Annotated in this window: 28 protein-coding genes; 17 read left to right on the forward strand and 11 right to left on the reverse strand. The window is 70.1% G+C overall.

What is annotated here, in order from left to right; all coding sequences use genetic code 11:
- Nucleotides 1-5 precede the first annotated feature (5 nt).
- The 8 genes from ccoS (at nt 6) to ACILR4_RS06255 (ending at nt 5,521) form a co-directional block, all read left to right on the forward strand.
- Nucleotides 6-155: a cbb3-type cytochrome oxidase assembly protein CcoS gene (ccoS, locus tag ACILR4_RS06220; protein WP_395699972.1), complete on the forward strand. Its 150-nt coding sequence runs from the start codon at nt 6-8 to the stop codon at nt 153-155.
- 81 nt (nt 156-236) lie between these two features.
- On the forward strand, nt 237-1,682 hold the full coding sequence (gene ccoN, locus ACILR4_RS06225) for a cytochrome-c oxidase, cbb3-type subunit I (RefSeq protein WP_395699973.1): 1,446 nt from the start codon (nt 237-239) through the stop codon (nt 1,680-1,682).
- Nucleotides 1,683-1,694: 12 nt separating this feature from the next.
- On the forward strand, nt 1,695-2,315 hold the full coding sequence (gene ccoO, locus ACILR4_RS06230; RefSeq protein ID WP_395699974.1) for a cytochrome-c oxidase, cbb3-type subunit II: 621 nt from the start codon (nt 1,695-1,697) through the stop codon (nt 2,313-2,315).
- A 21-nt stretch (nt 2,316-2,336) separates the two neighbouring features.
- Nucleotides 2,337-2,489, forward strand: coding sequence for a cbb3-type cytochrome oxidase subunit 3 (locus ACILR4_RS06235; protein ID WP_395699975.1), 153 nt, complete (start codon nt 2,337-2,339; stop codon nt 2,487-2,489).
- Nucleotides 2,486-3,439 (forward strand): cytochrome-c oxidase, cbb3-type subunit III, encoded by a 954-nt coding sequence (ccoP, locus tag ACILR4_RS06240; protein WP_395699976.1) that lies wholly within the window; start codon nt 2,486-2,488, stop codon nt 3,437-3,439. Before ACILR4_RS06235 ends, ccoP begins: the two co-directional genes overlap by 4 nt.
- Nucleotides 3,436-4,914 carry a cytochrome c oxidase accessory protein CcoG gene (gene ccoG, locus ACILR4_RS06245; protein ID WP_395699977.1) on the forward strand — a complete coding sequence of 493 codons (1,479 nt, stop codon included), beginning with the start codon at nt 3,436-3,438 and terminating at the stop codon, nt 4,912-4,914. The genes ccoP and ccoG overlap by 4 nt, the downstream gene beginning before the upstream one ends.
- 26 nt (nt 4,915-4,940) lie before the next feature.
- Entirely contained in the window at nt 4,941-5,159 is a 219-nt protein-coding gene (locus ACILR4_RS06250) for a hypothetical protein (protein WP_395699978.1), read from the forward strand.
- A gap of 14 nt (nt 5,160-5,173) precedes the next feature.
- Entirely contained in the window at nt 5,174-5,521 is a 348-nt protein-coding gene (locus ACILR4_RS06255; RefSeq protein ID WP_395699979.1) for a hypothetical protein, read from the forward strand.
- Between the two features lie 40 nt (nt 5,522-5,561).
- On the opposite strand, the gene fnr is transcribed toward ACILR4_RS06255, so the two are convergent.
- Entirely contained in the window at nt 5,562-6,341 is a 780-nt protein-coding gene (fnr, locus tag ACILR4_RS06260) for a fumarate/nitrate reduction transcriptional regulator Fnr (RefSeq protein WP_395699980.1), read from the reverse strand.
- Between the two features lie 97 nt (nt 6,342-6,438).
- Between fnr and hemN the strand changes: the two genes are divergently transcribed.
- Nucleotides 6,439-7,860, forward strand: coding sequence for an oxygen-independent coproporphyrinogen III oxidase (gene hemN / locus ACILR4_RS06265; RefSeq protein ID WP_395699981.1), 1,422 nt, complete (start codon nt 6,439-6,441; stop codon nt 7,858-7,860).
- Nucleotides 7,861-7,872: 12 nt separating this feature from the next.
- Here hemN and ACILR4_RS06270 read toward each other — a convergent pair whose 3' ends face one another.
- Nucleotides 7,873-9,819 carry an SPFH domain-containing protein gene (locus tag ACILR4_RS06270; RefSeq protein ID WP_395699982.1) on the reverse strand — a complete coding sequence of 649 codons (1,947 nt, stop codon included), beginning with the start codon at nt 9,817-9,819 and terminating at the stop codon, nt 7,873-7,875.
- Between the two features lie 436 nt (nt 9,820-10,255).
- On the opposite strand from ACILR4_RS06270, the gene ACILR4_RS06275 reads away from it, so the two are divergent.
- The 6 genes from ACILR4_RS06275 to ACILR4_RS06300 all read left to right on the forward strand — a co-directional run bounded on the left by ACILR4_RS06275 (nt 10,256) and on the right by ACILR4_RS06300 (nt 15,501).
- The gene (locus ACILR4_RS06275; protein ID WP_395699983.1) at nt 10,256-11,308 is read left to right on the forward strand and encodes a histone deacetylase family protein; all 1,053 of its coding nucleotides are present in this window, start codon (nt 10,256-10,258) and stop codon (nt 11,306-11,308) included.
- A complete protein-coding gene (cutA, locus tag ACILR4_RS06280; RefSeq protein ID WP_395699984.1) occupies nt 11,305-11,631 on the forward strand; it encodes a divalent-cation tolerance protein CutA in 327 nt (108 codons plus the stop codon). Before ACILR4_RS06275 ends, cutA begins: the two co-directional genes overlap by 4 nt.
- Nucleotides 11,632-11,703: 72 nt before the next feature.
- A complete protein-coding gene (locus ACILR4_RS06285; RefSeq protein ID WP_395699985.1) occupies nt 11,704-11,976 on the forward strand; it encodes a cupin domain-containing protein in 273 nt (90 codons plus the stop codon).
- 43 nt (nt 11,977-12,019) lie between these two features.
- Entirely contained in the window at nt 12,020-12,520 is a 501-nt protein-coding gene (locus ACILR4_RS06290) for an SgcJ/EcaC family oxidoreductase (protein WP_395699986.1), read from the forward strand.
- A 102-nt stretch (nt 12,521-12,622) separates the two neighbouring features.
- Nucleotides 12,623-14,203: a DUF1800 family protein gene (locus ACILR4_RS06295; protein WP_395699987.1), complete on the forward strand. Its 1,581-nt coding sequence runs from the start codon at nt 12,623-12,625 to the stop codon at nt 14,201-14,203.
- 35 nt (nt 14,204-14,238) lie between these two features.
- Nucleotides 14,239-15,501: a DUF1501 domain-containing protein gene (locus tag ACILR4_RS06300; RefSeq protein ID WP_395699988.1), complete on the forward strand. Its 1,263-nt coding sequence runs from the start codon at nt 14,239-14,241 to the stop codon at nt 15,499-15,501.
- A 53-nt stretch (nt 15,502-15,554) separates the two neighbouring features.
- On the opposite strand, the gene ACILR4_RS06305 is transcribed toward ACILR4_RS06300, so the two are convergent.
- The 7 genes from ACILR4_RS06305 to ACILR4_RS06335 form a co-directional block, all read right to left on the reverse strand.
- Nucleotides 15,555-16,637: a malate/lactate/ureidoglycolate dehydrogenase gene (locus ACILR4_RS06305; RefSeq protein ID WP_395699989.1), complete on the reverse strand. Its 1,083-nt coding sequence runs from the start codon at nt 16,635-16,637 to the stop codon at nt 15,555-15,557.
- On the reverse strand, nt 16,634-17,254 hold the full coding sequence (gene pssA / locus ACILR4_RS06310; RefSeq protein WP_395699990.1) for a CDP-diacylglycerol--serine O-phosphatidyltransferase: 621 nt from the start codon (nt 17,252-17,254) through the stop codon (nt 16,634-16,636). The genes ACILR4_RS06305 and pssA overlap by 4 nt, the downstream gene beginning before the upstream one ends.
- 28 nt (nt 17,255-17,282) lie before the next feature.
- Entirely contained in the window at nt 17,283-18,161 is an 879-nt protein-coding gene (locus tag ACILR4_RS06315; RefSeq protein ID WP_395699991.1) for a 2-hydroxy-3-oxopropionate reductase, read from the reverse strand.
- A 34-nt stretch (nt 18,162-18,195) separates the two neighbouring features.
- A complete protein-coding gene (locus tag ACILR4_RS06320; RefSeq protein WP_395699992.1) occupies nt 18,196-18,987 on the reverse strand; it encodes an HpcH/HpaI aldolase/citrate lyase family protein in 792 nt (263 codons plus the stop codon).
- A 26-nt stretch (nt 18,988-19,013) separates the two neighbouring features.
- Nucleotides 19,014-20,360, reverse strand: coding sequence for a glucarate dehydratase (gudD, locus tag ACILR4_RS06325; RefSeq protein WP_395699993.1), 1,347 nt, complete (start codon nt 20,358-20,360; stop codon nt 19,014-19,016).
- A gap of 13 nt (nt 20,361-20,373) precedes the next feature.
- Entirely contained in the window at nt 20,374-21,336 is a 963-nt protein-coding gene (locus tag ACILR4_RS06330; protein WP_395700031.1) for a Bug family tripartite tricarboxylate transporter substrate binding protein, read from the reverse strand.
- Between the two features lie 131 nt (nt 21,337-21,467).
- Entirely contained in the window at nt 21,468-22,499 is a 1,032-nt protein-coding gene (locus ACILR4_RS06335) for a LacI family DNA-binding transcriptional regulator (RefSeq protein WP_395699994.1), read from the reverse strand.
- Nucleotides 22,500-22,612: 113 nt separating this feature from the next.
- Between ACILR4_RS06335 and ACILR4_RS06340 the strand changes: the two genes are divergently transcribed.
- Nucleotides 22,613-22,945: a thioredoxin family protein gene (locus tag ACILR4_RS06340; protein WP_395699995.1), complete on the forward strand. Its 333-nt coding sequence runs from the start codon at nt 22,613-22,615 to the stop codon at nt 22,943-22,945.
- On the opposite strand, the gene ACILR4_RS06345 is transcribed toward ACILR4_RS06340, so the two are convergent.
- Nucleotides 22,946-23,311, reverse strand: a complete 366-nt coding sequence (locus tag ACILR4_RS06345; RefSeq protein WP_395699996.1) for a hypothetical protein — start codon at nt 23,309-23,311, stop codon at nt 22,946-22,948. It abuts the gene before it with no gap.
- Between the two features lie 36 nt (nt 23,312-23,347).
- On the reverse strand, nt 23,348-25,300 hold the full coding sequence (locus tag ACILR4_RS06350; protein ID WP_395699997.1) for a hypothetical protein: 1,953 nt from the start codon (nt 25,298-25,300) through the stop codon (nt 23,348-23,350).
- Between the two features lie 191 nt (nt 25,301-25,491).
- Between ACILR4_RS06350 and ACILR4_RS06355 the strand changes: the two genes are divergently transcribed.
- A complete protein-coding gene (locus ACILR4_RS06355) occupies nt 25,492-26,550 on the forward strand; it encodes an RNA methyltransferase (protein ID WP_395699998.1) in 1,059 nt (352 codons plus the stop codon).
- The last annotated feature ends 44 nt before the right edge of the window (nt 26,551-26,594 follow it).

Consider the following 26,594-nt stretch of genomic DNA (forward strand, 5'->3'; position numbering starts at 1 on the left):
ACGAGATGGACATCCTGTACCTGCTGATCCCGATGTCCGCACTGCTGGTGCTGGCCATCCTGGCGATCTTCGCGTGGGCCATCAACAACGGCCAGTTCGACGACCTGCAGCGCGAAGGCGAGCGCATCCTGGAACAGGATCCGCGCGTCGATTGATCGGTATCAATCACTCGGAAACCCCTACGAAGAACAATGTCAAAAACCGCTCCGAGCGACCTCGCAAAGAAAGGACGGCCAATGGCCACCTCAACCACACCCACCTCCGCCGCGCCGGTCTACGACGACTGGCCGGTTCGCGCTTTCGCACTCGTTGCCGTGCTATGGGGCATCGTCGGCATGCTTGTCGGCGTGATCATCGCGGCACAGCTGGCCTGGCCCGAACTGGGCTTCGGCATCCCCTGGCTCAGCTATGGCCGGCTGCGGCCGCTGCACACCAACGCGGTGATCTTCGCGTTCGGCGGCTGCGCGCTGTTCGCCACCTCGTACCACGTGGTGCAGCGCACCTGCCAGACGCGGCTGTTCGCGCCGATGCTGGCCCGCTTCACCTTCTTCGGCTGGCAGCTGGTCATCCTGGCGGCCGCCATCACGCTGCCGCTGGGCATCACCACCGGCAAGGAATACGCCGAACTCGAGTGGCCGATCGACATCCTGATCACGCTGGTCTGGGTGTCCTACGCCGTCGTGTTCTTCGGCACCGTCGGCACCCGCAAGGTGCGGCACATCTACGTGGCCAACTGGTTCTTCGGCGCCTTCATCCTGGCCGTCGCGCTGCTGCACGTGGTGAACAGCGCCGAGATGCCCGCCAGCTTCTGGAAGAGCTACTCGGCCTACGCCGGCGTGCAGGACGCGATGGTGCAGTGGTGGTACGGCCACAACGCGGTGGGCTTCTTCCTGACCGCAGGCTTCCTCGGGATGATGTACTACTACATCCCCAAGCAGGCCGAGCGCCCGGTGTACAGCTACCGGCTGTCGATCGTGCACTTCTGGGCGCTGATCTTCACCTACATGTGGGCCGGCCCGCACCACCTGCACTACACCGCGCTGCCGGATTGGGCGCAATCGGTGGGCATGCTGTTCTCGCTGGTGCTGCTGGCGCCCAGCTGGGGCGGCATGATCAACGGCATCATGACCCTGAGCGGCGCGTGGCACAAGCTGCGTGACGACCCGATCATCAAGTTCCTGATCGTCTCGCTGTCGTTCTACGGCATGTCGACCTTCGAAGGTCCGATGATGTCGATCAAGACGGTGAACGCGCTGTCGCACTACACCGACTGGACCATCGGCCACGTGCACTCCGGCGCGCTGGGCTGGGTGGGCTTCGTCTCGATGGGCTCGCTGTACTACCTGATCCCGCGCATGTTCGGCCGCAAGGCCATGTACAGCACCAAGGCGATCGAGGTGCACTTCTGGATCGCGACGCTGGGCGTGGTGCTCTACATCGCCGCGATGTGGATCGCCGGCGTGATGCAGGGCCTGATGTGGCGCGCGCTGAACCCCGACGGCACGCTGGTGTACAGCTTCGTCGAGAGCGTGAAGGCCACCTTCCCGTTCTACGTGGTGCGCCTGCTCGGTGGCCTGCTGTACCTGAGCGGCATGGGCGTGATGGCCTGGAACGTGGTGATGACGATGCGCGTGGGTTCGCCCAAGCCGGCCGCCATCCCGCTCGCCGCCGCACACGCCTAACGGAGAATCGACATGGCCAACCATGCACATGCCACTGGTCACGAGCGCATCGAGACCAGCAACTTCCTGATGATCGTGCTGATCCTCGTCACGGTCGCCATCGGCGGCCTGGTGGAGATCGTGCCGCTGTTCTTCCAGCGCTCGACGACGCAGCCGGTCCCGGGCCTGAAGCCCTACGAGCCGCTGCAGCTGGCCGGGCGCGACATCTACATCCGCGAGGGTTGCTACAACTGCCACTCGCAGATGATCCGCCCGCTGCAGGCCGAGACGCTGCGCTACGGCCACTACTCGGTGGCTGGCGAGTTCGTCTACGACCATCCGTTCCAGTGGGGCAGCAAGCGCACCGGCCCCGACCTGCAGCGCGTCGGCGGCAAGTACAGCGACGAATGGCACCGCGTGCACCTGAACAACCCGCGCGATGTGGTGCCCGAATCGAACATGCCGTCCTACCCGTGGCTCGCCAAGAACGCGGTCGACGCCGATGTGATGCCCGCCAAGCTCACCGCGCTGCGCCGCCTGGGCGTGCCGTACACCGAGGCGGACATCAGCGGCGCGGCCGCTGCCGTGAAGGACAAGACCGAGCTCGACGCGCTGGTGGCCTACCTGCAGGTGCTGGGCACCCACGTCAAGTGAATCCCGAGAACAGGACGCATCATGGACATCAATGATCTGCGCAGTGCCGTGACACTGGTCTCGCTGCTGCTGTTTGCCGGCATCGCCGCGTGGGCCTGGCGCCCGCGCAACCAGGCCGCCTTCGAGGACGCCGCCCGTCTGCCCTTCTCCGACGAGCAGGGGGGGCAGTCATGAGCGACTTCGTCAGCAGTGGCTGGTCGCTCTACGTCGCGATCGTCACGATCCTGGGCCTGCTGGCCTGCCTGGCGCTGCTGGTCATCGCCGCGCGCCGCAAGGTGATGGCCGGTGACAACACCACCGGCCACGTGTGGGACGAAGACCTGCGCGAGATGAACAACCCGCTGCCGCGCTGGTGGATGGGGCTGTTCGTCCTGACGGTGGTCTTCGCCTTCGGCTACCTGTACCTCTATCCCGGCCTGGGCAGCGCCAGCGGCTCGCTGGGCTGGAGCAGCACCGGCGCCCATGCGGCCGAGGTGCAGAAGGCGCGTGAAGCGACGGCTCCGCTGTACGCCCGCTTCGCCTCGCTGCCGGCCGACCAGCTCGCGGCCGACCCGCAGGCGATGGCGATCGGCGAGCGCCTGTTCGTCAACAACTGCGCGGCCTGCCACGGCTCGGATGCGCGTGGCAGCAAGGGCTTCCCCGACCTGACCGACAACGACTGGCTGCACGGCGGCACGCCCGAGAAGATCGAGGAGACGATCACCAAGGGCCGCGTCGGGCAGATGCCGCCGATGGTCGCGGCGGTGGGCAGCACGCAGGATGTGCACAATGTGGCCAACTATGTGCTCAGCCTCTCCGGCAGCCCGCACGACAACATCGCCGCCCAGCTGGGCAAGGCGAAGTTCGTGGCCTGCGCCGCCTGCCACGGCATGGACGGGAAGGGCAACCAGGCGCTGGGCGCACCGAACCTCACCGACAAGATCTGGCTGCACGGCTGGGGCGAGGAGGCCATCACGGCCATGGTGAACAACGGCAAGACCAACGTCATGCCCGCCCACGCCGACCGCCTGGCGCCCGAGCAGATCCACGTGCTCGCCGCCTACGTGTGGCACCTGTCGCAACCCCGTGGCGGCGCGCCTGGCGCCACAGCACAGGCCGCCGCGGCCTCGACCGCCAAGCCGTGAAACCCGTGATCCCCATCGTGCCGGTGCCCCCGGCACCGGCCGGTGCCGGTGCCGGCGCGGCCGGCGAGACCAGCGAGCAGCTGGTCTCGCTGTATGCCAAGCAGCAGAAGATCCACCCGCGCGCGGTCCATGGCTGGTTCGCCACCTGGCGCTGGGCGCTGGTGTGGTTCACGCAGCTGCTGTTCTACGGCCTGGCCTGGCTGCCCTGGAACGGGCGCCAGGCCCTGCTGTTCGACCTGGCCTCGCGGCGCTTCTACATCTTCGACCTGGTCCTGTATCCGCAGGACTTCATCTACCTGACCGGCCTGCTGGTCGTCAGCGCGTTCTCGCTGTTCTTCTTCACCGCGCTGGCCGGGCGGCTGTGGTGCGGCTATGCCTGCCCGCAGACGGTGTACACCGAGATCTTCCTGTGGGTGGAGCATCGCATCGAAGGCGACCGCATGCAGCGGCTGAAGCTCGATGCCGCCCCCTGGACCTTCAACAAGCTCTGGCGCAAGGGCGCCAAGCAGGCGGTGTGGCTGGCCATCGCGCTGTGGACCGGCTTCACCTTCGTCGGCTACTTCACGCCGATCCGCACGCTGGCCAGCGAGGCGCTGAGCCTCAGCTTCGGCCCGTGGGAATGGTTCTGGGTGCTGTTCTACGGCCTGGCCACCTATGGCAACGCCGGCTTCCTGCGCGAGCAGGTGTGCAAGTACATGTGCCCGTACGCGCGCTTCCAGGGCGCGATGGTGGACCGCGACACGATGGTCATCACCTACGACGCCGGCCGCGGCGACCCGCGCGGCACGCGGGCGCGCAGTGCCGACCTGAAGCAGCTCGGCCTGGGTGAATGCATCGACTGCGGCCTGTGCGTGCAGGTCTGCCCCACCGGCATCGACATCCGCAACGGCCAGCAGTACGAATGCATCGGCTGTGCCGCGTGCATCGACGTCTGCAACGGCGTGATGGACAAGATGCGCTACCCGCGCGGGCTGATCCGCTACGACACCGAGAACGGCGTCGACCAGAAGCTCACGCGCGCCCAGCAGCTGCGCCGGGTGATCCGGCCGCGCACGCTGGTGTATGCCTCGGTGCTGCTGGTGGTCACCACCGCGCTGGGCATCAGCCTCGCGCTGCGCGCGCCGTTCAAGGTGGACGTGGTGCGCGATCGCGCGTCGCTGGCCCGGGTGGTCGGCGAGGGCGAGATCGAGAACGTCTACCGCCTGCAGCTGATGAACGCCACCGAGCAGCCGCAGCGCTACCGCGTCGAGCCCAGCGGCCTGCCGGGCCTGCAGGTCAGCGGTGCCAGCGAGGTCGAGGTCGGACCGGCCGAATCACGCTGGTTCCCGGTGGCGCTGCGCATCCCGTATGCATCGGCCCGTCAGGCCGGCAGCGGCGTGCACAAGATCCACTTCCACATCGAACGCCTCGCGGCCGGGGCCGATCAGCCCAGCCAGCAGGTGAACGAGAAATCCACGTTCGTCGTGCCGCGCTGAAGCGCCATGACCAAGGAGACTGCCCCATGAACGACCGCAACGAGAACGCCAGGGCGCCGGCCGCCGAGCCATGGTGGCGCATCAAGATGGTGTGGCTGGTGATCGCCGGTCCGCTGATCGTGGTGGTGGCCGGCATCGCGACCAGCGTGGTCGCGATCCGCGGCGGTGACAAGGTGGTCGGCGCCGATGCCGAAGCAACCCCGGCGATGCAGGCGCGCAACCACGCCGCCTCGCCACGTCCTTGAGCCCGGGGTCCGGGATGTCGGCCCTGCCGCTGCAAGCGCCGCCCGAGCCACCGGTGCCGCCGCAACCGCCGGCCCCGGTGCACGAGGTGCCATTCGCCAGCCGCGTGCTGGCGGTGCTGTGGCCCGCCTTCGTGCTGGCGGGCGTGCAGGAGGCGCTGGTGTTCGTGGTGGTCGACCCGCATGCGCTGGAGTGGTTCGGCAGCACGCCGATCGACTGGAGCGTGCAGGCGATCTACACCGTCACCTTCCTGATCTTCTGGGTCACCACGGCCACCGCCGGCGCGCTCACGCAGCTGCTGCTGGCGCCGGAGAAGCCGCCCCGTCGCGGTCCGCGCGAGCTGCGGCCGCGCTGGCCGGCCTGACCGACCCGGCCCGCCCGGGCCGTTCAACAGCCCGCGCCGCTCAGCAGCCCGGGCCGTTCAGCAGCGCCTGCAGCGCATCGGCATCGAGGATGCGGATCTCGCGCTGCCGCACTTCCAGCATGCCGTCTTCCTGGAACTTCGAAAAGGTGCGGCTCACCGTCTCGAGCTTCAGGCCGAGGTAGCTGCCGATCTCTTCACGCGTCATGCGCAGCAGCAGCGCGCGCGGCGAGAAGCCCCGTGCCTGCAGGCGCTTGGCCAGGTTCAGCAGGAAGGCGGCCAGGCGCTGCTCGGCCCGCATGCTGCCCAGCAGCAGCATCACGCCATGGTCGCGCACGATCTCGCGGCTCATGATCTTGTGGAACTGGTGCTGCAGGCCGGTGAACTCGCGCGACAGCGATTCGAGCTGGGCATACGGAATCACGCACACCTGCGAGTCCTCCAGCGCCACCGCATCGCAGCTGTGGCGGTCGGAACTGATGCCGTCCAGGCCCAGCAGCTCGCCGGCCATCTGGAAGCCGGTGACCTGGTCGCGCCCGTCTTCGGAGCCCACCCGCGTCTTGAAGAAGCCGGTGCGCACCGCGTACAGCGACTGGAAGGCATCGCCCGAATGGAACAGGGTCTGCCCGCGCGGCACGGTGCGGCGCGCGCCCACCAGGGTGTCCAGCCGGTTCAGTTCGGGCTCGGACAAGCCGACCGGCAGGCACAGCTCGCGCAGGTTGCAGCTGGAGCAGGCCACGCGCAAGGCATGCGCGCCGGCAGGCTCGTCGGCACGCGGCGAGGTGCTGGCCGAAGCGGGATCGATCGGGTGGGATGTGAGCATGACGGACCTCAAGACTGCCGACATTCTTCGACAGGCCAAGGCCCGTGCAATTGAGGCAGGTCAAGCCGCGGGTTCCCTCGCCGCGCCACAGTGGCGCATGGACATCGCTCTTCCGGACCCGGTTCGCGACGAAGCGCCGCTGCTGACGCCCGACATGCTGCAGCAGCTGGACACCAGCGGGCCGCGCTACACCTCCTATCCCACCGCCGACCGGTTCGTCGAGGCCTTCGGGCCGGACGACTACCGCCAGGCGCTGCGCGCCCGCGCCGAAGGCGCCGGCATCGGTGGCCGGCCGCCCCTATCGGTGTACGTGCACATCCCGTTCTGCGAATCGGTGTGCTACTACTGCGCCTGCAACAAGGTCGTCACGCGCCACCACGAACGCGCGCTGGACTACCTGGCCGCGCTGGAACACGAGATGGCGCTGCACCACCAGGTGCTGGGCGCCAAGGAAGTGGTGTCGCAGTTGCACCTGGGCGGCGGCACGCCCACCTTCCTGAGCGACGACGAGCTGACGCGCCTGATGGCCGGGCTGCGCCAGCACTTCGCGTTGATGCCGGGCGCCGAACTGTCGATCGAGGTCGACCCGCGCACCGCGACGCCCGAGCGCCTGGCGCACCTGGCCGCACTGGGCTTCAACCGCCTGAGCTTCGGCGTGCAGGACATCGACCCCGCGGTGCAGAAAGCGGTGCACCGCGTGCAGCCCTTCGAGCAGATCCAGGCGCTCACCGCCAGCGCCCGCGCCCTGGGCTTCCAGTCGATCAACGTCGACCTGATCTACGGCCTGCCGAAGCAGACCGCCGAATCCTTCGTCCACACGATCCGCGAGATCAGCGGCCTGCGGCCCGACCGCATCGCGCTGTATGCCTATGCGCACCTGCCGCAGCGCTTCAAGCCGCAGCGGCGCATCGTCTCGGCCGACCTGCCGGCCGGCACCGAGCGCGTGCAGATGCTGGGCTCGGCCATCGCCGGCTTCCTCAGCCATGGCTACAGCTACATCGGCATGGACCACTTCGCGCTGGCCAACGATTCGCTGGCCATTGCCAAGCGCCAGGGCCGGCTGCACCGCAACTTCCAGGGCTACACCACGCAGCCGGACAACGACCTGGTGGCGCTGGGCGTCTCGGCCATCGGCCGCGTGGGCGCCACCTACAGCCAGAACGCCAAGACGCTGGACGCCTACTACGACGCGTTGCGCCAGGGCGAATTCCCCACCGTGCGCGGGCTGGCACTGAGCCGCGACGACCTGCTGCGCCGCGCGGTGATCATGGCGCTGATGTGCCAGGGCCGCGTCGAGTTCGAGTCGATCGAGCTGGCCCACCTGATCGACTTCGAGGACTACTTCCGCAGCGAGCTGCGCCAGCTGGCCCCGATGGTCGGCATGGGCCTGGTGACGCTGGAGCCTCAGGCCATCCAGCTCACCGCCCGCGGCTGGTACTTCGTGCGGGCGGTGGCCATGGTCTTCGACCGTTATCTGCAGGCCGACGAGAACCGCGGGCGCTTCTCGCGCATCCTGTAGGCCGGGGCGAGTTCAGGATGTCTTCGCGGCATCCTGCACCAGCTCGCGCGCCTTCAGCGTGCTCATCAGCGCGAGCAGCGTGCCGAAGGCATTGCCCTCTGCGCCACTGCCCAGCTGCACCTGCGGCACCAGCGGTACCCTGGCGGTCTCGAAGGCCTCGGCCAGGCGCAGCATCACGGTTTGCGTCAGCTGCTTGTCGGCGCCCTCGCCTTTCAAGGCCTCCGACTTGGCTTCGATCGCCGCGGCCTCGGCCTCGCCGATGGCCTTGATCGCCGCGGCACGGCCAGCGCCTTCGTTCTCCTGCTTGAAGCGCTCGGCCTGCGCCAGCAAGGCCACTTCCTCGCGCCGGCGTTCGGCGGACTTCACCGCGGCCGCGCCCTGGTTGTCCTTGATCGACACGTCCACCAGCGAGGCGGTGAGCTCGCTCTGCTTCTCGGCGCGCTTCTGCGCCTCGTTCAGTTCGCGCTGCTTGTCGGCCGCGATCTGCTTCTGCGCATAGGTCTCGACCTGCTCGCGCGCGATCTGCCGGTCGCGCAGCTGCGACATGATGTTCTCGATCTGCGTGTCGCCGGCCTGCGGCTTGGGCGTGCCGATCAGCACCTCCTGGAATTCGAGCGAGTACGCGAGGAAGCGCTCGCGCATGTCGATCGAGGCGTTGGCCTGCAGCTCGCTGCGCGACTGGATCAGCTCGATGAAAGTGTGCGTCTGCGACACGTTCTTGAAGTACGAGGACACCATCGGGTCCAGCGTCTGCTCCACCAGCTGGCGTACGTTGCCGAAGCGCTGCACCACCAGCGGCGCCTTCTTGTAGTCGATGTGCACCACCACGCTCAGCGGCAGCAGCGGCTCGAAGGCGTCCTTGGTGATCAGCGTGATCTCGCGCAGGTTCGAATCGAAGTTCGAGCCGCTGGCGCCTGACTGCCACATCAGCACGAAGTTGGTAGTGGGCACCAGCTCGATCTTGCCGGCGTAGGTGTTGAACGCGTACTTGCCCGGCATCAGCGGGTCGCGCCAGACGCCGCGGCAGCCGGTTTCCACCAGCTCGCCATGGGTGTAGTCCTGGCCCGAGACATCGGTGCCCTTGCCACCCGTGTACGACACCACCACGCCGACGAAGCCGACCGGGATCACCGTCTTGCGGATCAGCTCCACCGTGGCGAACAGGCGATTGATGAAGTAGGTGCCCTCCACCAGCACCCGCTCCTGCCGCCCGCGCAGGCCGCCGGCAGCGAGGAAGGCCTCGGGCTCCTGGAACGAATGCGGGTCGCCGACGTCGGGCGCCAGCAGCTCGTTGCGCGGCAGCGCGGGGCCGTCGTGCACGGTCACCACCGCCAGCAGGTCGGTGTCGCTGGCGTCGGCGCCACCGCGGATCACCACCGGCGTGAAGCCATGGCGCTGGTCCAGCAGCTCGCGCATCTTGTCGTAGTAGCCGCGCTCGTGCTCGTCGAGTTCCAGCGAATAGGTCGCCTCTTCCGTCATCACGACGAACAGCGCCGGGTTGATCACGTGCGTGCCTTCGCGCAGCACCTTGCGCTGCGGGCCCTTCTGGCCGCCGCCGGCAAGGAAGCCGCGGCAGTCCAGGAAGTCGGCGATGCGTGCGTTGTCGGCCAGGGTCTGGCCCGCCGGCAGGTCGCGCCCGTCACGGGCGAACACGTAGCCGATCTTGCCCTGCGTCACCGACACCATGCTGCGGATGTGCACGCGGTACTGGAAGGGTCGGAAGAAGTGGAAGCCGCCGCGCAGCAAGTCGGGCTGGAAGCCGGCCTCGCCATTCAGCGCGAGCAGGCCGCCGCGCACCGAGCCGCTGGAGCTCCACAGCTTCTCGACCACGCCGATGCGGTCGTTCGGGATGTAGCGCACCGCGCCGGAGCCGAAGGCCAGCAGCACCAGCGCGAACAGCAGCAGCAGGCTGCCGAACAGGAAACCAACACTGGGCAGCGCCCAGAGATCTGCAAGCATGATGAATCCTTGTCACGCCGACGCGTGCAGCACGAGCCGTGCTAACACGCAAAAGGCGCGTATTTGGGAACGAAGGCCCACGGCTGCGCGAACCGGCGCGCCGATGGGGTCAGAACAACAGGGAAAGGCAGGTTGCGGCCGCAGCCGTCAGGGCAGGCGCCGCCGTCGCGGCAGGCGCAGCATGGCAGGTGCCACGCGGAGGGCAGGCCGTTGCCGGCGGCCGGAGAAACTGGCGTTGGCGGCGCGGGTGGCGCCACCTTCACGAGCGATGTTCACGAAGGTCTCACTGGTCTGCGACCCACCAGGGGTGCGACGGGCGAGATCCTGCGCCTGCGTTGCTGGCGCGTCAAGGCGGGTCCTAACGACTTCCTGATGCGGCTTTGGCGCAGGCGTGGCGGTGTCTATCATCGTCGCCTCCCGTCTCTGCACTGCGTCGATGCTGATCTTCCACAACCCCGAGCATTCATTGCATGCCGGCCGGCACGAGATGTTCCGCGGCCGGCTGGTGCCCTGCCATGAAACACCGGCACGGCTGGACCATGTGCTGAACGAACTGCAGCGCCGCCCGCTCGGTGACCTGCGCACGCCGGGCGCGCCGGACCGCGCGCTGCTCGAACGCATCCACACGCCGCGCTACCTCGACTTCCTGGCCCGCGCGTGGCAGGACTGGATCGCGCTCGATCCGGCGCATGCGGAGCTCGACATCCTGCCCTCGGTGTGGCCCAACCCGGCGCTGCGGCACGACGTGGCGCCACTGAACTTCTCGGCCCAGGTGGGCCTGTTCACCTTCGACGCCGGCAGCCCCATCACCGCCGGCACCTGGTCCGCGGCGCAGGCCGGCGCGGCCTGTGCCATCGACGCGGCCCGCGCGGTGGCCGCAGGCAGCGGCAGCCCGCGCGCCGCGATGGCCCTGACGCGCCCGCCCGGCCACCATGCCGGCGCCGACTTCTACGGCGGCTACTGCTTCCTGAACAACAGCGCGCTGGCCGCGCAGGCGCTGCGCGACGCGGGCGCGGCGCGGGTGGCGGTGGTCGATGTCGACTACCACCACGGCAACGGCACGCAGAGCATCTTCTACGAACGCGCCGATGTGTTCACCACCTCGATCCACGGCGACCCGCGCACCGAATACCCGTTCTACCTGGGCTATGCCGACGAGCGCGGCCACGGCGCCGGCGAAGGCGGCAACCTGAACCTGCCGCTGCCGGCCGGCACCGGCTTCGACACCTGGTCCGCCGCGCTGCAGCAGGCGCTGGCAGCAGTGCAACGCCATGGCGCGCAGGCGCTGGTGGTGGCGCTCGGCGTCGACACCTTCGAAGGCGATCCGATCTCGCGCTTCACGCTGGGCAGCCCGGACTACCTGCGCATCGGCGCCGCGCTGGCCGCGCTGCGACTGCCCACCGTGTTCGTGATGGAAGGCGGCTATGCGGTGGCCGAGGTGGGCGTCAACGTGGCCAACGTGCTGCAGGGCTTTCTGGAGGCGGCATGACGACGGCGCTGCTGGCGGTGTGGACGACCGTGGCCACGCGCGAAGCGGCGCAGCGCGTCGCCGAGGCCTGCGTGCGCGAGAAGCTGGCCGCCTGCGTGCAGCTGTCGACCATCGACAGCGTGTACGAGTGGCAAGGCGCGCTGCAGCAGGAGGCCGAAGTGCGGCTGGTGTTGAAGACCACGGCCGAGCGCTACCCGGCGCTGGCCACGCGGCTGCGCGAATTGCACCCGTACGATCTGCCGGCGATCTTTGCGCTGCCGGTGGCCGAGGCCAGCGCGGACTACATCGCCTGGGTCGAGGCGCAGACGCGCGCTGCGCCTTGAGCGGCCGCCATGCCGCTTCAAGGGCCGCGCCGCTTGTGGAACACTCTCGTGGCCGCCAGGCAAGGGGTTGCCATGCAGACGTTCGAAGAGTTCGAGGCCGAGTTCCGCACCCAGGGTTTCGACCAGGTGATCGCGCGCGACTGGGCGCCCGACCAGGTGGTGGCCGAACACACCCACCCGTTTGCCGTGCAGGCGCTGGTGGTGCGCGGCGAGATGTGGCTCACGGTGGCCGGCGACACCCGCTACCTGCGCCCGGGCGACCGGTTTACCCTCGCCCGCGAAGCCCCGCATGCCGAGCGCTACGGTCCGGAAGGCGCCACCTACTGGGTCGCACGCAGGAATTGACATGACATCCCCCGTAGCGCCCTCGACGCCAGGGACCACCGAGATGGTGATGCCCCGACTGTCCCGACGCCGCTGGCTGGCGCTGCTGCTGGCTGTGGCGGCAGCGCCCGCACTGGCGGCCGAAGTCGACGACGAGGTGCAGCACATCCTCGCCGCGCAGGTGGCCGCCTGGAATGCCGGCGATGCGAAGGCGCTGGCGCAGGACTTCGCGCGCGATGGCGAGATGGTCAACCTGCTGGGCACGCATTTCCAGGGCAAGGACGACATCGAGCGCCGCCATGCCCAGCTGTTTGCCACGCTGTTCAAGGGCAGCCGGCTGGAGCTGCTGAAGTCCCATCTGCGTTCAGCCAGCCACGCCAGCGTGGTCGTCGAGACCGAACACCTGCTGATCGGCTTCAAGAGCCTGCCCGCGGACTTTCCGCCCGTCGATGCCCGGGACGGCCTGCGCACGACGCTGAAGTACGTGTTCATTCGCGAGCACGAGCACTGGAAGGTGATCTCCGCGCGCTTCACCTCGGCCAACGGCGTGGCGCTGCCGAACTGACGCACGCACACCGGCGGGACACACCCGCGCAACACGGCGGTGCCTAAGCTTGCTCCACGACCGGCGCCGCTGGCCGCCGCGCCTTTGCCGAGGGCCCCCACGATGCTGAACCGCCGCCTGCTGCTCACCGGCACCGCCGCCGCGGCGCTGGCCCTGCACCGCCTGCCGGTGCACGCCGCGCGCCACGACAGCCCGCTCAGCGCCGAAGCGCGCGCCGCGCACCTGCTGAACCGCCTGGGCTACGGCCCGCGGCCCGGCGACATCGCCACCGTCGCGCAGGACCCCGAGGCCTGGATCGCGCAGCAGCTGCAGCCCACGCGGCTGCCGCTGCCCGAGGCGCTGGCGCAGAAGCTGCGCGACGAGCCGATGCTGGCCGGGGGCGACCCGATCGCCGCGCTGCGCGACTACCTGGTGCTGCTGCAACGCAACCGCCAGGAAGCGCGAGCCGCGGCCAGCCCGGCGGCCATGGCCGCGTCCGCCACGGTGCCCGAGCCCGAGCGCGGCCCGATCGTCGAGTTGCTGCGCAACCACCAGGGACCGGCGCTTGCCTCGCGGCTGTACCGCGCGCTCGAAAGCCCGCGCCAGCTCGAAGAGGTGATGGTCGACTTCTGGTTCAACCACTTCAACGTCTACCAGAACAAGAACTGGATGCGTGTGCTGGTCGGCGCCTACGAGCACCAGGCCATCCGCCCGCACGCGCTGGGGCGCTTCCGCGACCTGCTGGGCGCCACCGCGCACCACCCGGCGATGCTGTACTACCTGGACAACTGGCAGAGCGCGGGCGGCCGCGCCGCCGGTGCCCGCGGCCTGAACGAGAACTACGCCCGCGAGCTGATGGAGCTGCACACGCTGGGCGTCGATGGCGGCTACACGCAGCAGGACGTGACACAGCTGGCACGCATGCTGACCGGCTGGACGATCGTGCCGCCGCGCGTGCGCGACGGCCTGGTCGAGCCGGGCGCCGCCAGCGGCACTGCGCCCGGCCGGGGCGACGCGATGCCCGGCTTCTGGTTCAATGCCCGCCTGCACGACCGCGGCGACAAGCTGTGGCTGGGCCGCAGCGTCAGCGGGGCCGGCCAGGCCGAAGGCGAACAGGCGCTGGATGTGCTGGCAGCGCACCCGGCCACCGCGCGCCACATCGCCACCAGGCTGGCCACCTACTTCGTCAGCGACCAGCCGCCGCCGGCGCTGGTGAATCAGCTCGCCCGCGTGTTCCAGGCCGAAGACGGGCAGATCGTGCCGGTGCTGCGCACGCTGTTCGCGAGCGACGCGTTCTGGTCCGCCGACGCGGTGGGCGCCAAGTTCAAGACGCCCTACCACTACGCGCTGTCGGCGCTGCGTGCCGGTGGCTACACGCTGACCGCGCTGCGCCCGCTGGCCGGCACGCTGGCCGCGCAGGGCATGCCGCTGTACGGCTGCCAGACGCCCGACGGCTACAAGAACACCGAGAGCGCGTGGCTCAACCCCGATGGCATGAGCAAGCGCATCAACTTCGCGACGCAGCTGGCGATGGGCCGGCTGGCCAACGAAACGCTGGGCGGCGGGCTCGAGGCGGAAGCGCTGCTGCAGCACCTCGGCCCGCTGGTGACACCGGCCACGCGCACGCTGGCCGATCGCCACCAGCAGGATCCGGTGCTGGCCGCGGCCCTCGTGCTCGCCGGCCCCGGCATGATGCGCCGCTGACCAGGCCGCGCTTTTCATAGGTTAGGAGATCGACGATGGACTCCCTGCTGCTCACCCGTCGTCGCCTGCTGGCCGGCGCTGGCGCGCTGCTGAACATCGGTGGCATCCAGATCGCCTGGGCGCAATCACCGGCCAAGGCGCCGCCGGCGCGGCTGGTGGTGGTGATGCTGCGCGGCGCGGTCGACGGGCTGTCGCTGCTGGCACCCCATGGCGAAGCCGCCTACTACGAGGCGCGCCCGACGATCGCGATCGGGCGACCCGGCGAGGCCGACGGGCTGCTGAAGCTCGACAGCCTGTGGGGCCTGCACCCGGCGCTGGCCCCGATGCTGCGGTACTGGCAGCGCGGGCAGCTGGGCTTCGTGCATGCCAGCGGCTCACCCGACGCCACACGCTCGCACTTCGACGCGCAGGACTACATGGAATCCGGCACGCCCGGCCGCAAGACCACGCCCGACGGCTGGCTCAACCGCCTGGCTGGCGTGCTGGTGGGCGACCATGCCACGCCGGCCGCGCAGCGCCTGCAGGCGCTGAACCTCGGCCCGGTGATGCCGCGCATCTTCAGCGGCGACGCCACCGTCGCGTCGCTGGCCAGCGGCCAGGCCGCGGTGACCAGGGGCGTGCTCGACCGGCCGCGCTTTGCCGGCGCCTTCGCCGAGCTGTACAGCGGCGATGACCGCATCAGCCAGGCGGTGCGCGAGGCCAGCGCCACGCGCGCCGAGATCATGGACCGGCTGGCCAGCGACGACCCGAAAGCCGACCAGGGCGCGCTCTCGCTGAACGGCCTGCCGCGCGACACCGCGCGCCTGGGCCAGCTGATGGCGCGCGACGCCCGCGTGCGCCTGGCCTTCGTGCCGGTGGGCGGCTGGGACACGCATGCCAACCAGGGCAACGGCCGCGGCCAGCTGGCCAACCGCCTGGCGCTGCTGGCGCAATCACTCGACGCGCTGGCGCAGGGCCTGGGCGACAGGCTGGACGAGACCAGCATCCTGGTGCTGTCCGAGTTCGGCCGCACGCTGAAGCAGAACGGCACCGGCGGCACCGACCATGGCCATGGCAACGTGGCCTGGCTGATGGGGGGCGGCGTTCGCGGCGGCCGGGTGCATGGCCGCTGGCCGGGCCTGGACGCGGCAGCGCTGTACGAGGGCCGCGACCTGGCCATCACGACCGACTTCCGCGACGTGGTGGCCGATGTGCTGGAGCAGCGCTTCCGCCTCGCCGATGCCGCGCTGGCGCGGGTGCTGCCCGGGATGGACCGGCGCCAGCCGGTGGGCCTGTTCGCCGAGCGATCGGCGGCCTGAAGCGCCGCGCCGATAGATCAGACCGACCCGGTCGCCCTGCTCGTCTCGATCCGCTACGCGCCGGCGGCCGCACGTACCTGCGCGGGGTCCACGCCCAGCGCGGCCGCCGCGGCCAGGATCTCCTGCCAGGTGGTGGCATCGACCGGCACGCCATCGGCCGCTCGCTTGGCGCGATAGGCGCGTTCCGGATCGCCCGCCACGCACACCGGGCCGAAGCCCTCGCGCGGCGGCGAGGCCTGGACCCAGTCCAGGAAGGCCAGCGCCTCCTGCTCGAAGGCGCCCCGCTCGGCCACCGCGGCCGGGTCGAGCAGCACGCTGAACATGCCGTTGAGCACGCGGCGCTTGCTGCTGTCGTGGTCGCGCTGCGTCATCCCGGCGGCCAGCGCGCCGCCGAGCAGCTCGCACATCAGCGCCATGCCATAGCCCTTGTGCGCGCCGAAGGTCAGCAGCGCGCCCCAGGGCGGGATCACGGTGTAGCGCGGGTTCGTGCTCGCGCGGCCCTGGTCGTCGATCAGGCAATCGGGCGGCACCGCCTCGCCCTTGTTGTGCGCGACGCGGGTCTTGCCCTGCGCGATCATGCTGGTGGCGAAGTCCAGGATCACCGGCTCGCGCCCGGGCAAGGGCACGCCGACGCAGAACGGGTTGGTGCCGAAGCGCGCGTCCGACCCGCCATGCGGCGCGACGATGGCACGCGAGATCACGTTGACGAAGTGGATCGAGATCAGCCCGGCCGCCGCCGCCTGCTCGGCCCAGGCGCCGATGCGGCCCAGGTGGTGCGCATTGCCCAGCGCGACGATGCAGCTGCCCTGGGCGCGCGCGCGCGCGATGCCCAGCGCCATCGCTTCCTGCCCGATCACCTGGCCGAAGCCGGCGTTGCCGTCCAGCCGCAGCAGCGCACCGCCGTCCATCACGGTGCTGACATGCGCGTTGGGCTTCAGCCCGCCTTCGCGGAAGGCATCGGCATAGCGCGGCAGCATGCCGATGCCATGCGAATCGTGGCCGCGCAGATTGGCTTCCAGCAGGTTGTCGACGACGGCGTCGACCTCCTCGGGCCGGCTGCCGAAGCCGCGCACGACGAGCTGCATGGCCTGGCGCAGCGAGGCCAGCGGGATCGTCAGGGTATCGACCTGGCTCATAGCTTCGGGATCCGGATGCGGCTGATCATCAAAGAGCCCGACAGTGCGAACAGCAGCACCAGCGGGTGCAGCGTGTAGCCGGCGAGCATCATGCTGCCCAGCCACAGGTTGGCGCCCAGCGCGTCCTGCGCCGCGGCGGCCGACATCAGCGCCACCAGCAGGATCGAGGTCGGGATCGGCGTGCCTTCGAAGAACTTGACCTTGCCGGTGCCTTCGCTCAGCGCCTCGGCGGTGACGTTGAAGCGCGCCAGGCGCGACACGCCGCAGGCCACGAAGTAGCCCAGCACGATGCGGTCGTACAGGCCCTGCATGCCGCAGCCGTAGGCGATCATCGCCGGCGCCACGCCGAAGGAGATCACGTCGGCCAGCGAGTCGAGCTCGCGGCCCAGCGCCGAGCTGGCCTGGCGCCAGCGCGCGATGCGGCCGTCCAGCACGTCGAACACCAGCGCGGCCAGCACCAGCGCGCAGGCGAAGTGGATGTGGTGCGGCGCCAGCGTCTGCAGGTAGGTCATCACCGAGAAGATGGCTCCGGTGCCGCAGATCGCATTGCCCAGCGTGAACCAGTCCGCGAGGTGGAACTCGCGGATCATCTGAAACGGCTTGCGCGTGGAGGACATCGCCGGAGTGTACGGTCCCCCTCGAAGCTCAATCCGGAGCGACCGGGTGATGCGCCATCAGCTCCAGCGCCTTCACCAGCGCCGAATGGTCGAGCTGGTCCCAACCCTGCGCGGCCGCAGCCTGCATCAGCTGCGCGGCACCGGCCGTCTGCGGCAGCGCCACGCCGATGGCCCTGGCCCCGGCCAGTGCCAGGCTCAGGTCCTTCTGGTGCAGCGCGATGCGGAAGCCCGGGTTGAACGTGCGCTTGATCATGCGCTCGCCATGCACCTCGAGGATGCGGCTGGCCGCGAAGCCGCCCATCAGCGCCTGGCGCACCTTGGCCGGGTCGGCCCCGGCCTTGCTGGCGAACAGCAGCGCCTCACCGACGGCCGCGATGTTGAGGGCCACGATGATCTGGTTCGCGACCTTGGTGGTCTGTCCGTCGCCATTGCCGCCGACCAGCGTGATGTTCTTGCCCATCTTCTCGAACAGGGGCTTCACGCGCTCGAACGCGGCCTCGGGCCCGCCGACCATGATCGTCAGGCTTGCGGCCTTGGCGCCCACTTCGCCACCCGACACCGGCGCGTCGAGGTAGTCGCAGCCGGCGGCCTTCACCGCCTGCGCGAAGCGCTTGGTCTCGATCGGCGAGATCGAGCTCATGTCGACCACCACCTTGCCGGCGCTGAGGCCCGCGACCACGCCGTTCTCGCCCAGCAGCACCTGTTCGACATCGGGCGTGTCCGGCAGCATCAGGATGATGATCTCGGCTGCCTGCGCCACCGCGGTGTTGTCGGCCACCACGGTGGCCGAGGCCAGCGCCTCGGGCAGCTTCTTGCGCCGCGGCACGATCAGTTCGTGGCCGGCGGCGAGCAGGTGGCCCGCCATCGGCGCGCCCATGATGCCCAGGCCGATGAAGCCGATCTTCATGTCCGATTCTCCAGGTTCTTCAAGCGTTAGCGATTCAATACGAGGACGCAGCTGCCGGCGGCGGCATCCCGGCCTTCATGCGCGAGACCACCTGCTGCGCGCCGGCGGCCATCAGCCGCGCGTCGGAACCGATGGTGGTGAACTGGAAGCCCTTGGCGATGCGCTTCAGGGCCGCCTCGGGGCTGCCGTTGTGGATGCCGGCCACCACGCCATGCGCCTTGGCCCGCGCCAGGATGTGGTCCACCGCCTGCGCGGCCGGCGGGTCGAGGTCGTCGAAGGTCGGCGTGCAGCCGAGCGCCAGGCTCAGGTCCGACGGGCCGATGTAGATCGCGTCCAGCCCTTCGACAGACAGGATGTCGTCGAGGTTGTCCAGTGCCTGCGCCGTCTCGATCATCGCGAAGGTCACGATCGTCTTGTTGGCATGCTGCGGATAGTCGGCGCCGCCGTACAGCAGCGCGCGGATCGGCCCGAAGCTGCGCGTGCCCTGCGGCGCGTAGTGGGTGTAGGCCACCAGCTTCTGCGCGTCTTCGCGCGTGTTGATCATCGGGCAGATCACCGCGTAGGCGCCGGCGTCCAGCGTCTTCATCAGGATGCCCGGTTCCAGCCAGGGCACGCGCACCACCGGCACGGTGGGCGTGGTGGAGATGGCCTGCAGCATGCCGACCATGGCCTGGTAGTCGATCAGGCCATGCTGCATGTCGATGGTCAGCGTGTCCCAGCCCTGGTGGGCCATGGTCTCGGCCGAGAAGGCATTCGGAATCGCCAGCCAGCCGTTGACGGCGGCGCCGCCGGCCTGCCACAGGGTGCGCAGCTTGTTCTCTCTCACGAGGGTCTCCTTGGGAAGGTGAACGGTCAACGGTCGAGCGCCGGCCGCTTGGGGTTGAAGGTCCAGCCGGGGATCAGGTACTGCATCGCCACCGCATCATCGCGCGCTCCCAGGCCATGCTGCCGGTACAGCTGGTGCGCCTTCTCGACCTCGACCATGTCCAGCTCGATGCCGAGACCCGGCGCGGCCGGCACCCGCACATGGCCGTCGACGATCTGCAGCGGCTCCTTCGTCAGGCGCTGGCCGTCCTGCCAGATCCAGTGCGTGTCGATCGCCGTCACGCGGCCCGGCGCCGCCGCGCCGACGTGCGTGAACATCGCCAGCGAGACGTCGAAGTGGTTGTTCGAATGCGAGCCCCAGGTCAGGCCCCAGTCGCGGCAGGTCTGCGCCACGCGCACCGAGCCTTCCAGCGTCCAGAAATGCGGGTCGGCCAGCGGAATGTCGACCGACTGCAGCGACAGCGCATGCTGCAGCTGGCGCCAGTCCGTCGCGATCATGTTGGTGGCCGTGGGCAGCCCGGTGGCGCGGCGGAACTCGGCCATCACCTCGCGGCCCGAGAAGCCCTCTTCGGCGCCGCAGGGGTCTTCGGCATAGGCCACCACGCCGTGCATGTCGCGCATCAGGCGGATCGCGTCCTTCAGCCGCCAGCCGCCGTTGGGGTCCAGCGTGACGCGCGCCTGCGGGAAGCGCTCGTGCAGCGCGCGGATGGCCTCGACCTCGGCCTCGCCGCGCAGCACGCCGCCCTTGAGCTTGAAGTCGTTGAAGCCGTAGCGGGCCTGCGCCGCCTCCGCCAGTCGGACGATGCTTTCGGGCGTTAGTGCCTGCTCGTGGCGCAGGCGGAACCAGTCGGCCTCGTGGGCGCGCGGGTCCTGTTGGGGCGTGAGGTACGGCAGGTCGGTGCGGCCGCGGTCGCCGATGAAGAAGAGGTAGCCCAGCATCTCCACCGCGTCGCGCTGCTGGCCTTCGCCGAGCAGAGCCGCCACCGGCACGCCCAGGTGCTGGCCCAGCAGGTCGAGCATGGCCGATTCGATCGCCGCCTGCGCATGGATGGTGGTGCGCAGGTCGAAGGTCTGCAGGCCGCGGCCGCCGGCATCGCGGTCGCCGAAGCGCTGCTGCACCTGCTGCAGCACCCGCTTGTAGCCGCCCACCGGCTGGCCGACGACCAGCGCGCGCGCGTCGTCCAGCGTCTGGCGGATCTTCTCGCCGCCCGGCACCTCGCCGACACCGGTGTGGCCGGCGCTGTCACGCAGCAGGAGCAGGTTGCGCGTGAAGAACGGACCGTGCGCGCCGCTCAGGTTCAGCAGCATGCTGTCGCGCCCGGCGACGGGAATCACCTGCAATTCGGTGATGCACGGGGTGTCGTGCGAGGCCATCGTGCGTGCCCTCTCAATCCGCGGTGATCTTGCCGACTTCGATCACCTTTTTCCAGCGGGCGAACTCCTGCTGCTGGAACGCGGCGAACTGCTCCGGCGTGTTGGCGACGATCTCGAAGCCCTGCTCCACCAGCTTGGGCTTGAGCTGCGGGTCGTTCAGCGCAGCCACCAGCGCGGCATGCAGCTTGGCCTTGATGTCGGCGGGCAGCCCGCGCGGCGCGGCCACGGCCTGCCACGAGTAGACGTCGGCGCCCTTGACGCCTGCTTCGGCCAAGGTGGGCACGCCGGGCAGCAGGCTCGAGCGCTTGTCGCCGGTGACGGCCAGCGCGCGCAGCTTGCCGGCCAGAATGTGCGGCACCACCGCGTTGATGTTCTGGAACGAGGCATCGACCACGCCGCCCAGCAGGTCGGTGATGGCCGGCGCACCGCCCTTGTACGGCACGTGCAGGCCGCTGGTGCCGGTCTGCTGCCAGAAGAGTTCGGCCGTCAGGTGGTCGGACGAGCCGTTGCCGGAAGACGCGAAGCTCAGCTTGCCCGGCGTCTTCTTCAGCGCCGCCAGCACGTCGGCCACGCTCTTGTGCGCCGAGCCGGCCGGCACCACCAGCACGTTGGGCGCCTGCACGGCCACGGTGAGCAGGTCGAAGTCCTTCAGCGCGTCGTACTGGACGTTCTTGATCAGGTGCGGCGCGATCACGAACGGCCCGAGCGAGGAAACGAACAGCGTGGTGCCATCGGCCGGCGCGCGCTTGACCGCCGCGGCGCCGATGGTGCCGGTGGCGCCGGGCTTGTTGTCGACGAGGAAGGTGCCGCCCAGCCGTTGCTGCAGCTGGGGTGCCAGCGCGCGAGCGATGGTGTCGGTGGAACCGCCGGGCGGGAACGGCACCACCAGGGTGACGGGCTTGTCGGGCCAGGCCTGGGCAGGCAGCGCGAACAGCGCGCTCAGGCCCAGGGCGAACGCGGGTAGCAGGGACTTCAACACGTCGTGTCTCCGGTCGAGGTTGATCTGGTGTGGGTCGCAATGGTAGCGCTACCGTATCGAAGGCGCCAAGCATCTCCTTGGCTCGAGGTGGGAATTGCGTGGCCCGGCCAACGCGCCGGGCGCCGCGTTCAGGCGCTGTCGCGCTCGACGATCGAAAAACCGATGTCGACGATGCGCTGCTTCACCGGCCGGCCTTCGGCGCGGTCGACGATGAACTGCGCCGCCTGGCGGCCGATGGCGTCGCCGTCGATGTGCACGCTGGTGAGCGCCGGGTGCAGGTCGGCGGCGAAGTCGAGGTCGCCGAAGCCGACCACCGCCAGCCGGCGCGGCACCGCCAGTCCGCGCGACTGCGCCTCGGTCAGCACGCCCAGCGCCAGCAGGTCGGAGCTGCAGAACACGGCATCGGTCTGCGGCGCGCCGCTCAGCAGCTCGGCCAGCGCGCGGCGACCCGACGCCAGCGTGGTCGGCGCCGGCACCTGGATCAGCACCGGCCGCGGCAGGCCCAGGCGTTCGACCTCGGCGACGAAGGCCTGCATGCGGCGGCTGGCACGCTCGTCGTCGCCGGACACGGCCGCCAGGCGGCTGCGGCCGCGGCCGTGCAGGTAGGCGGCCACCGCGCGGCCGACATCGGCATGCGAGAAGCCCACCAGCATGTCCAGCGGCGTCGGTGTCAGGTCCCAGGTCTCGACCACCGGAATGCCGGCCGCCAGCAGGCGGCGCCGGCCCTGGTCGGAATGCAGGATGCCGGTCAGCACGATGCCGTCGGGCCGCCGGCCGATGATGGCTTCCAGCAGCGCGTCCTCGCGCTCCAGCGCGTAGCCGGACTGGCCCAGCATCAGCTGGTAGCCGCGCTCGGCCAGTGCCGCGGTGAGCGCCTGCACCGTCTGCAGGAACACCGGGCCGGAGATCGTCGGCACCACCGCGGCCACCAGGCGGCTGCGCAAGGAAGCCAGACCGCCGGCCAGCCGGTTCGGCACGTAGCCGGTGCGGCTGACCGCCTCGGTCACCCGCTGCAGCACGTCCGGCGACACCTGCGTGGGCGTGTTCAGCGCGCGCGACGCGGTGATGGGCGCCACGCCGGCCAGCCGCGCCACATCGTGCAGGGTGACGGCGCCGCTGCCACGGCGACGGCGCGCGGGGCGGGTGTCGGACGGATCCATCGGCAGGATTCTAGGGCTCACGGGAGCTGGACATGACAGCGCTACCGTTCGCCATACCATGGCCCAAAGCCCCGCTCGCGGCGACAAGCCGCGATGCCGGCCGACAATGTCGCATGGCCTTCAGCTACACCTTCGCGCAGCCCGAACCCACCCGCGCCGAGATCGACGCCCTGCCCGGCCCAGTGCTGCTGGAATTCGGCACCGACTGGTGCGGCCACTGCCGTGCCGCACAGGCGCCCCTGGCCGAGGTGCTGGCCGCCCATGGCGAGCTGCGCCACATCAAGGTGGAAGACGGCAGCGGCCGACGCCTGGGCCGCAGCTTCGGCGTGAAGCTGTGGCCGACGCTGATCTTCCTGCGCGACGGCCAGGAGCAGGCCCGCGTGGTGCGCCCGCGCGAGGCCGCCCCGATCGCGCAGGCGCTCGCGACGATCGCCCCGCCGGCCTGATCAGACCGGCGTTGGCGCCGGCGGCGGTGGCGAGTTCTTGCGGACCAGCGCCACCACCAGGCTCAGCAGCGCGGCAAAGCCCAGCAGCAGCACCGCGCCGACGGCCCACACCACCCACACCAGCACCGGCGCGGCGCCGCCAAGCCAGCCCAGCAGCGACTGCATCAGGTCCAGTGCCAGGCGGATCGCGTCCTGCCAGCCCGGCACCCAGCGCTCGATCCAGACCGAGAACGGAATGCGCTCCAGCAGGGGCTTCAGGTCACCGACCCATTGCACGCCGCCCAGCAGCAGCGCATGCAGGCCCCAGCCGGCCAGCGACCACAGCGCCAGCAGCAGCAACGCGACGATCCAGATGGCGACGATCATGGTGCCGCCATCGTGCCACAGGGCACCGCGCGCGGGCTAGCGTGCACCGCCGCTCGGCCCGGTGCCCTGGTTCTGGCAGCTCGGCAGGATCGGCGGCTGCACCACGCCACGTTCGCAGGACCAGCCCACCGAGCCCACCGTGGGGTACATCGTGTCGCGGTGGACGATGCTGGTGCCCGAGGCGATCGTGGTCTCTTCGCCCGGGTCGGGCGTGCAGGTGTTGCCGCCCACGGTCCACGAGGTCGGCGCCTGGCAGGTGATGGGCTGGATCACGGTCGCCCCGCTGGCGTCGGTGGTGACGACAATGTTGTCGAGCACCTGGTCGTACCCGGTGCCGTCGGCCCGGAACGGCATGCCCAGCGGGTCGAAGGTGGACGGGTTCAGGCCGGCATTGACGATCAGCTCGTGCAGCGTGCCGTCGTTGCGGATCGCGTTGATCGACGCGGCTATCGCGTTCGGGTTGGCCGCCACCATCTGCGGCGTCAGGCTGGCCGCGCCCGGGAAGCCGGCGGCGTTGGCCACGTCGGAGGCGATCTTGTCGGTCAGGCCGGTGACGGCCATGAATATGTAGGCGTTGGGCTTGGGCGACAGCGTGGTCAGCGACCGCCGTACCTTGCCATCGGGCCGGGTGACCGTGATGACCATCGGCGACACGAAGCCGGTGAGCTTGACGCGGAAGTAGCCGATGCTGTTGGTGGTGGCGCTCACCGACTTGCCGTTCATGTCGGTGATCTGCACCAGCGCATTGGCGATCGGCGCGCCGTCGCCCGCGGTGCCGTCGCCGCTGGCGCTGCCGTCGGCCCCGCCGCCGTCACCGCCGAAGCTGTCCTGCACATGCGGAATGCCCAGGCACTGGGCCGATCCCGGCACCAGCACCAGGCCGCCACCGGTGCAGGAGAAGGTGGCAACGCCCGTGGGCACGCCCTGCGAATCGAGGAAGTTGAAGGTGCCGCCGCCGTTGATCTGCGCCGGCACCTCGTCGGCCACGCAGGTGTTGCCGTCCATGGTCCAGGAGACGGTGGTGGGCTTGCAGACCACCGGTGCCGGCAGGTCGCACACCGGCACCGCGGTGGTGGTCAGCGCGCCATCGTTGCAGGCATAGCTGATCGAGCCCACCCTGTCCCCCGAGGCCAGGAAGGTATGCACGCTGCCCGAGGCCAGCTGGGTCGGCTCGCCCGGGTTCGCGACGCAGCTGTTGCTGGCCACCGTCCAGCGCAGGTTGCTGGTGTCGCAGGCCAGGGGCGCGCGCTTGTCGCAGATGGCCGCGCCCTTGGGGCTCAGCGTGCCGTCGCTGCAGCTGTAGGTGGCGCTGCCGCGGGTGTCACCGACGGAGTCGACGAAGGTGAAGCTGCCGCCCGAGGGAATCTGCGCGGTCTGGTCGGGGTTCGGCGTGCAGGTGTTGCCGCTGGCGGCCCAGCTGGCGACCGGGTCGCAGGGCTTGGGCGCGGGTCCGCAGCTCTCCGGGAACACCAGGCACGCGAACGCGCTGATCTCGCCCACGTAGAGCAGGCTGCCGTCGCTGATCGGTCCCTGCACATAGACCTTGGTCCCGTCGACGGCCGTGTGATTCTGCGTCTCCGGGTAGTAGCGGTAGGTGTAGGGCGTGAGCGTGCGGTTGGCCTGGTGCGACGGAAAGTACTGCGGGTAGGCCTTCTCGGCCCAGTCGAACAGTTCGGTCACCGTGGGGAGGCGCGGGGTCAGCGCGGCCGCCTGGACGCGGCGGCGCAGGTCGGCCGTCACCAGCTGCTTGTCGAAGCCGGTGAAGCTGCGCAGGCACTCGCCATCGACCATGCGGTGCGTCACCAGGCTGGGCTGGTTGCTGGTGCCCAGCTGGCAGGCCGTGACCGGGACCACCGCGGTGCGCGGTGCCTGCAGCGTCTGGCGCGGCGCGGCCCCCGGCGCGGGCGTGCCGGCATCGCGGCCGCCACCGCAGGACGCCAGCAACACCGCCGAGAGGGCCAGCAGTCGAACGAGTTGTCGTGCAAACATCGAAATCCCCACTCCGCGAGCTTCGGGTCGCCCGCCATCCATCACCGCACTGTGCCCAGCCCCTGCGCCGGCAGCGCCGTAACCGATGTAAAGGCTGGTGCGTCCGGGCCGCACGGTGCACACCCTACACTGTCTCCCAGCCCGGCCCGGCACGGCGATGCCTTTAGTCATCCGGCCCCCTTCCCTTGTTGATGCAGCTCGATCACCTCCGCCAACGCCTGCGCGCCCTGGGCGCCAAGCCCGCCCACGAGCAGCGCGTGCTGCGCCTGTGGTGCCAGGCACTGCCCCAGGACAGCGGCCGCCGCAAGCCGGAGGACACGCTGCCCGCCCGCCTGCGCGACGGCCTGCCCGCGCTGATGGCCGAGCTGGACGCGCTGGCCGTGGTGCATTCCCAGCACCCGGGCGAAGACGGCTCGGCGCGGCTGCTGGTGCGCCTGGCCGACGGCCAGACGGTGGAAAGCGTGCTGCTGCCGCGCGAGGGGCTGTGCGTCTCGTCGCAGGTGGGCTGCGCGGTCGGCTGCGTGTTCTGCATGACCGGGCGCGAAGGCCTGCTGCGCCAGCTGGGCAGTGCCGAGATCGTGGCCCAGGTGGTGCTCGCGCGGCGCCAGCGGCCGGTGAAGAAGGTGGTGTTCATGGGCATGGGCGAGCCGGCCCACAACCTGGACAACGTGCTCGAGGCCATCGCGCTGCTGGGCACGCTGGGCAACATCGGCCACAAGAACCTGGTGTTCTCGACCGTCGGTGACCTGCGGGTGTTCGAACGCCTGCCGCAGGGGCCGGTCAAGCCGGCGCTGGCGCTGTCGCTGCACAGCACGCGCGCGGCCCTGCGCGAGCAATTGCTGCCCCGCGCCCCGCGCATTGCGCCGGACGAGCTGGTGGCCCGGGCCGAGGACTACGCGCGCAGCACCGGCTATCCCATCCAGTACCAGTGGACCTTGCTCGAAGGCATCAACGACGGTGCCGAGGAACTCGACGGCATCGTCCGCCTGCTGGCCGGCAAGTACGCGGTGCTGAACATGATCCCGTACAACAGCGTCGAAGGGCTGGATTTCCGCCGCCCGAGCTGGGACCGCGCGGCCGAGCTGGCGCGCCACCTGCACCGCCGTGGCGTGCTGACCAAGCTGCGCCATTCGGCCGGGCAGGACGTGGAGGGCGGCTGCGGCCAGCTGCGCGCCCGCGCACTGGCCGATGGCGCCGCGCCGGTGCGCGTGCACCGGGCCCGGCCCGCCGCCATTCATCCGCCGGCCTGACGCTTCGTCCGCGGCGCGCCGCGCTTCATCGCAAGCCGCTACCG

The organism is Aquabacterium sp. (assembly GCF_044226965.1).
Taxonomy (GTDB): domain Bacteria; phylum Pseudomonadota; class Gammaproteobacteria; order Burkholderiales; family Burkholderiaceae_C; genus Pseudaquabacterium.

What these genes read in the sequence shown, in the direction of transcription:
- ccoS (WP_395699972.1), top strand. Translation starts at nt 6, where the DNA reads ATGGACATCCTGTACCTGCTGATCCCGATGTCCGCACTGCTGGTGCTG.
- ccoN (WP_395699973.1), top strand. Translation starts at nt 237, where the DNA reads ATGGCCACCTCAACCACACCCACCTCCGCCGCGCCGGTCTACGACGAC.
- ccoO (WP_395699974.1), top strand. Translation starts at nt 1,695, where the DNA reads ATGGCCAACCATGCACATGCCACTGGTCACGAGCGCATCGAGACCAGC.
- ACILR4_RS06235 (WP_395699975.1), top strand. Translation starts at nt 2,337, where the DNA reads ATGGACATCAATGATCTGCGCAGTGCCGTGACACTGGTCTCGCTGCTG.
- ccoP (WP_395699976.1), top strand. Translation starts at nt 2,486, where the DNA reads ATGAGCGACTTCGTCAGCAGTGGCTGGTCGCTCTACGTCGCGATCGTC.
- ACILR4_RS06250 (WP_395699978.1), top strand. Translation starts at nt 4,941, where the DNA reads ATGAACGACCGCAACGAGAACGCCAGGGCGCCGGCCGCCGAGCCATGG.
- ACILR4_RS06255 (WP_395699979.1), top strand. Translation starts at nt 5,174, where the DNA reads ATGTCGGCCCTGCCGCTGCAAGCGCCGCCCGAGCCACCGGTGCCGCCG.
- fnr (WP_395699980.1), bottom strand. Translation starts at nt 6,341, where the DNA reads ATGCTCACATCCCACCCGATCGATCCCGCTTCGGCCAGCACCTCGCCG.
- hemN (WP_395699981.1), top strand. Translation starts at nt 6,439, where the DNA reads ATGGACATCGCTCTTCCGGACCCGGTTCGCGACGAAGCGCCGCTGCTG.
- ACILR4_RS06270 (WP_395699982.1), bottom strand. Translation starts at nt 9,819, where the DNA reads ATGCTTGCAGATCTCTGGGCGCTGCCCAGTGTTGGTTTCCTGTTCGGC.
- ACILR4_RS06275 (WP_395699983.1), top strand. Translation starts at nt 10,256, where the DNA reads ATGCTGATCTTCCACAACCCCGAGCATTCATTGCATGCCGGCCGGCAC.
- cutA (WP_395699984.1), top strand. Translation starts at nt 11,305, where the DNA reads ATGACGACGGCGCTGCTGGCGGTGTGGACGACCGTGGCCACGCGCGAA.
- ACILR4_RS06285 (WP_395699985.1), top strand. Translation starts at nt 11,704, where the DNA reads ATGCAGACGTTCGAAGAGTTCGAGGCCGAGTTCCGCACCCAGGGTTTC.
- ACILR4_RS06290 (WP_395699986.1), top strand. Translation starts at nt 12,020, where the DNA reads ATGGTGATGCCCCGACTGTCCCGACGCCGCTGGCTGGCGCTGCTGCTG.
- ACILR4_RS06295 (WP_395699987.1), top strand. Translation starts at nt 12,623, where the DNA reads ATGCTGAACCGCCGCCTGCTGCTCACCGGCACCGCCGCCGCGGCGCTG.
- ACILR4_RS06300 (WP_395699988.1), top strand. Translation starts at nt 14,239, where the DNA reads ATGGACTCCCTGCTGCTCACCCGTCGTCGCCTGCTGGCCGGCGCTGGC.
- ACILR4_RS06305 (WP_395699989.1), bottom strand. Translation starts at nt 16,637, where the DNA reads ATGAGCCAGGTCGATACCCTGACGATCCCGCTGGCCTCGCTGCGCCAG.
- pssA (WP_395699990.1), bottom strand. Translation starts at nt 17,254, where the DNA reads ATGTCCTCCACGCGCAAGCCGTTTCAGATGATCCGCGAGTTCCACCTC.
- ACILR4_RS06315 (WP_395699991.1), bottom strand. Translation starts at nt 18,161, where the DNA reads ATGAAGATCGGCTTCATCGGCCTGGGCATCATGGGCGCGCCGATGGCG.
- gudD (WP_395699993.1), bottom strand. Translation starts at nt 20,360, where the DNA reads ATGGCCTCGCACGACACCCCGTGCATCACCGAATTGCAGGTGATTCCC.
- ACILR4_RS06335 (WP_395699994.1), bottom strand. Translation starts at nt 22,499, where the DNA reads ATGGATCCGTCCGACACCCGCCCCGCGCGCCGTCGCCGTGGCAGCGGC.
- ACILR4_RS06340 (WP_395699995.1), top strand. Translation starts at nt 22,613, where the DNA reads ATGGCCTTCAGCTACACCTTCGCGCAGCCCGAACCCACCCGCGCCGAG.
- ACILR4_RS06345 (WP_395699996.1), bottom strand. Translation starts at nt 23,311, where the DNA reads ATGATCGTCGCCATCTGGATCGTCGCGTTGCTGCTGCTGGCGCTGTGG.
- ACILR4_RS06350 (WP_395699997.1), bottom strand. Translation starts at nt 25,300, where the DNA reads ATGTTTGCACGACAACTCGTTCGACTGCTGGCCCTCTCGGCGGTGTTG.
- ACILR4_RS06355 (WP_395699998.1), top strand. Translation starts at nt 25,492, where the DNA reads ATGCAGCTCGATCACCTCCGCCAACGCCTGCGCGCCCTGGGCGCCAAG.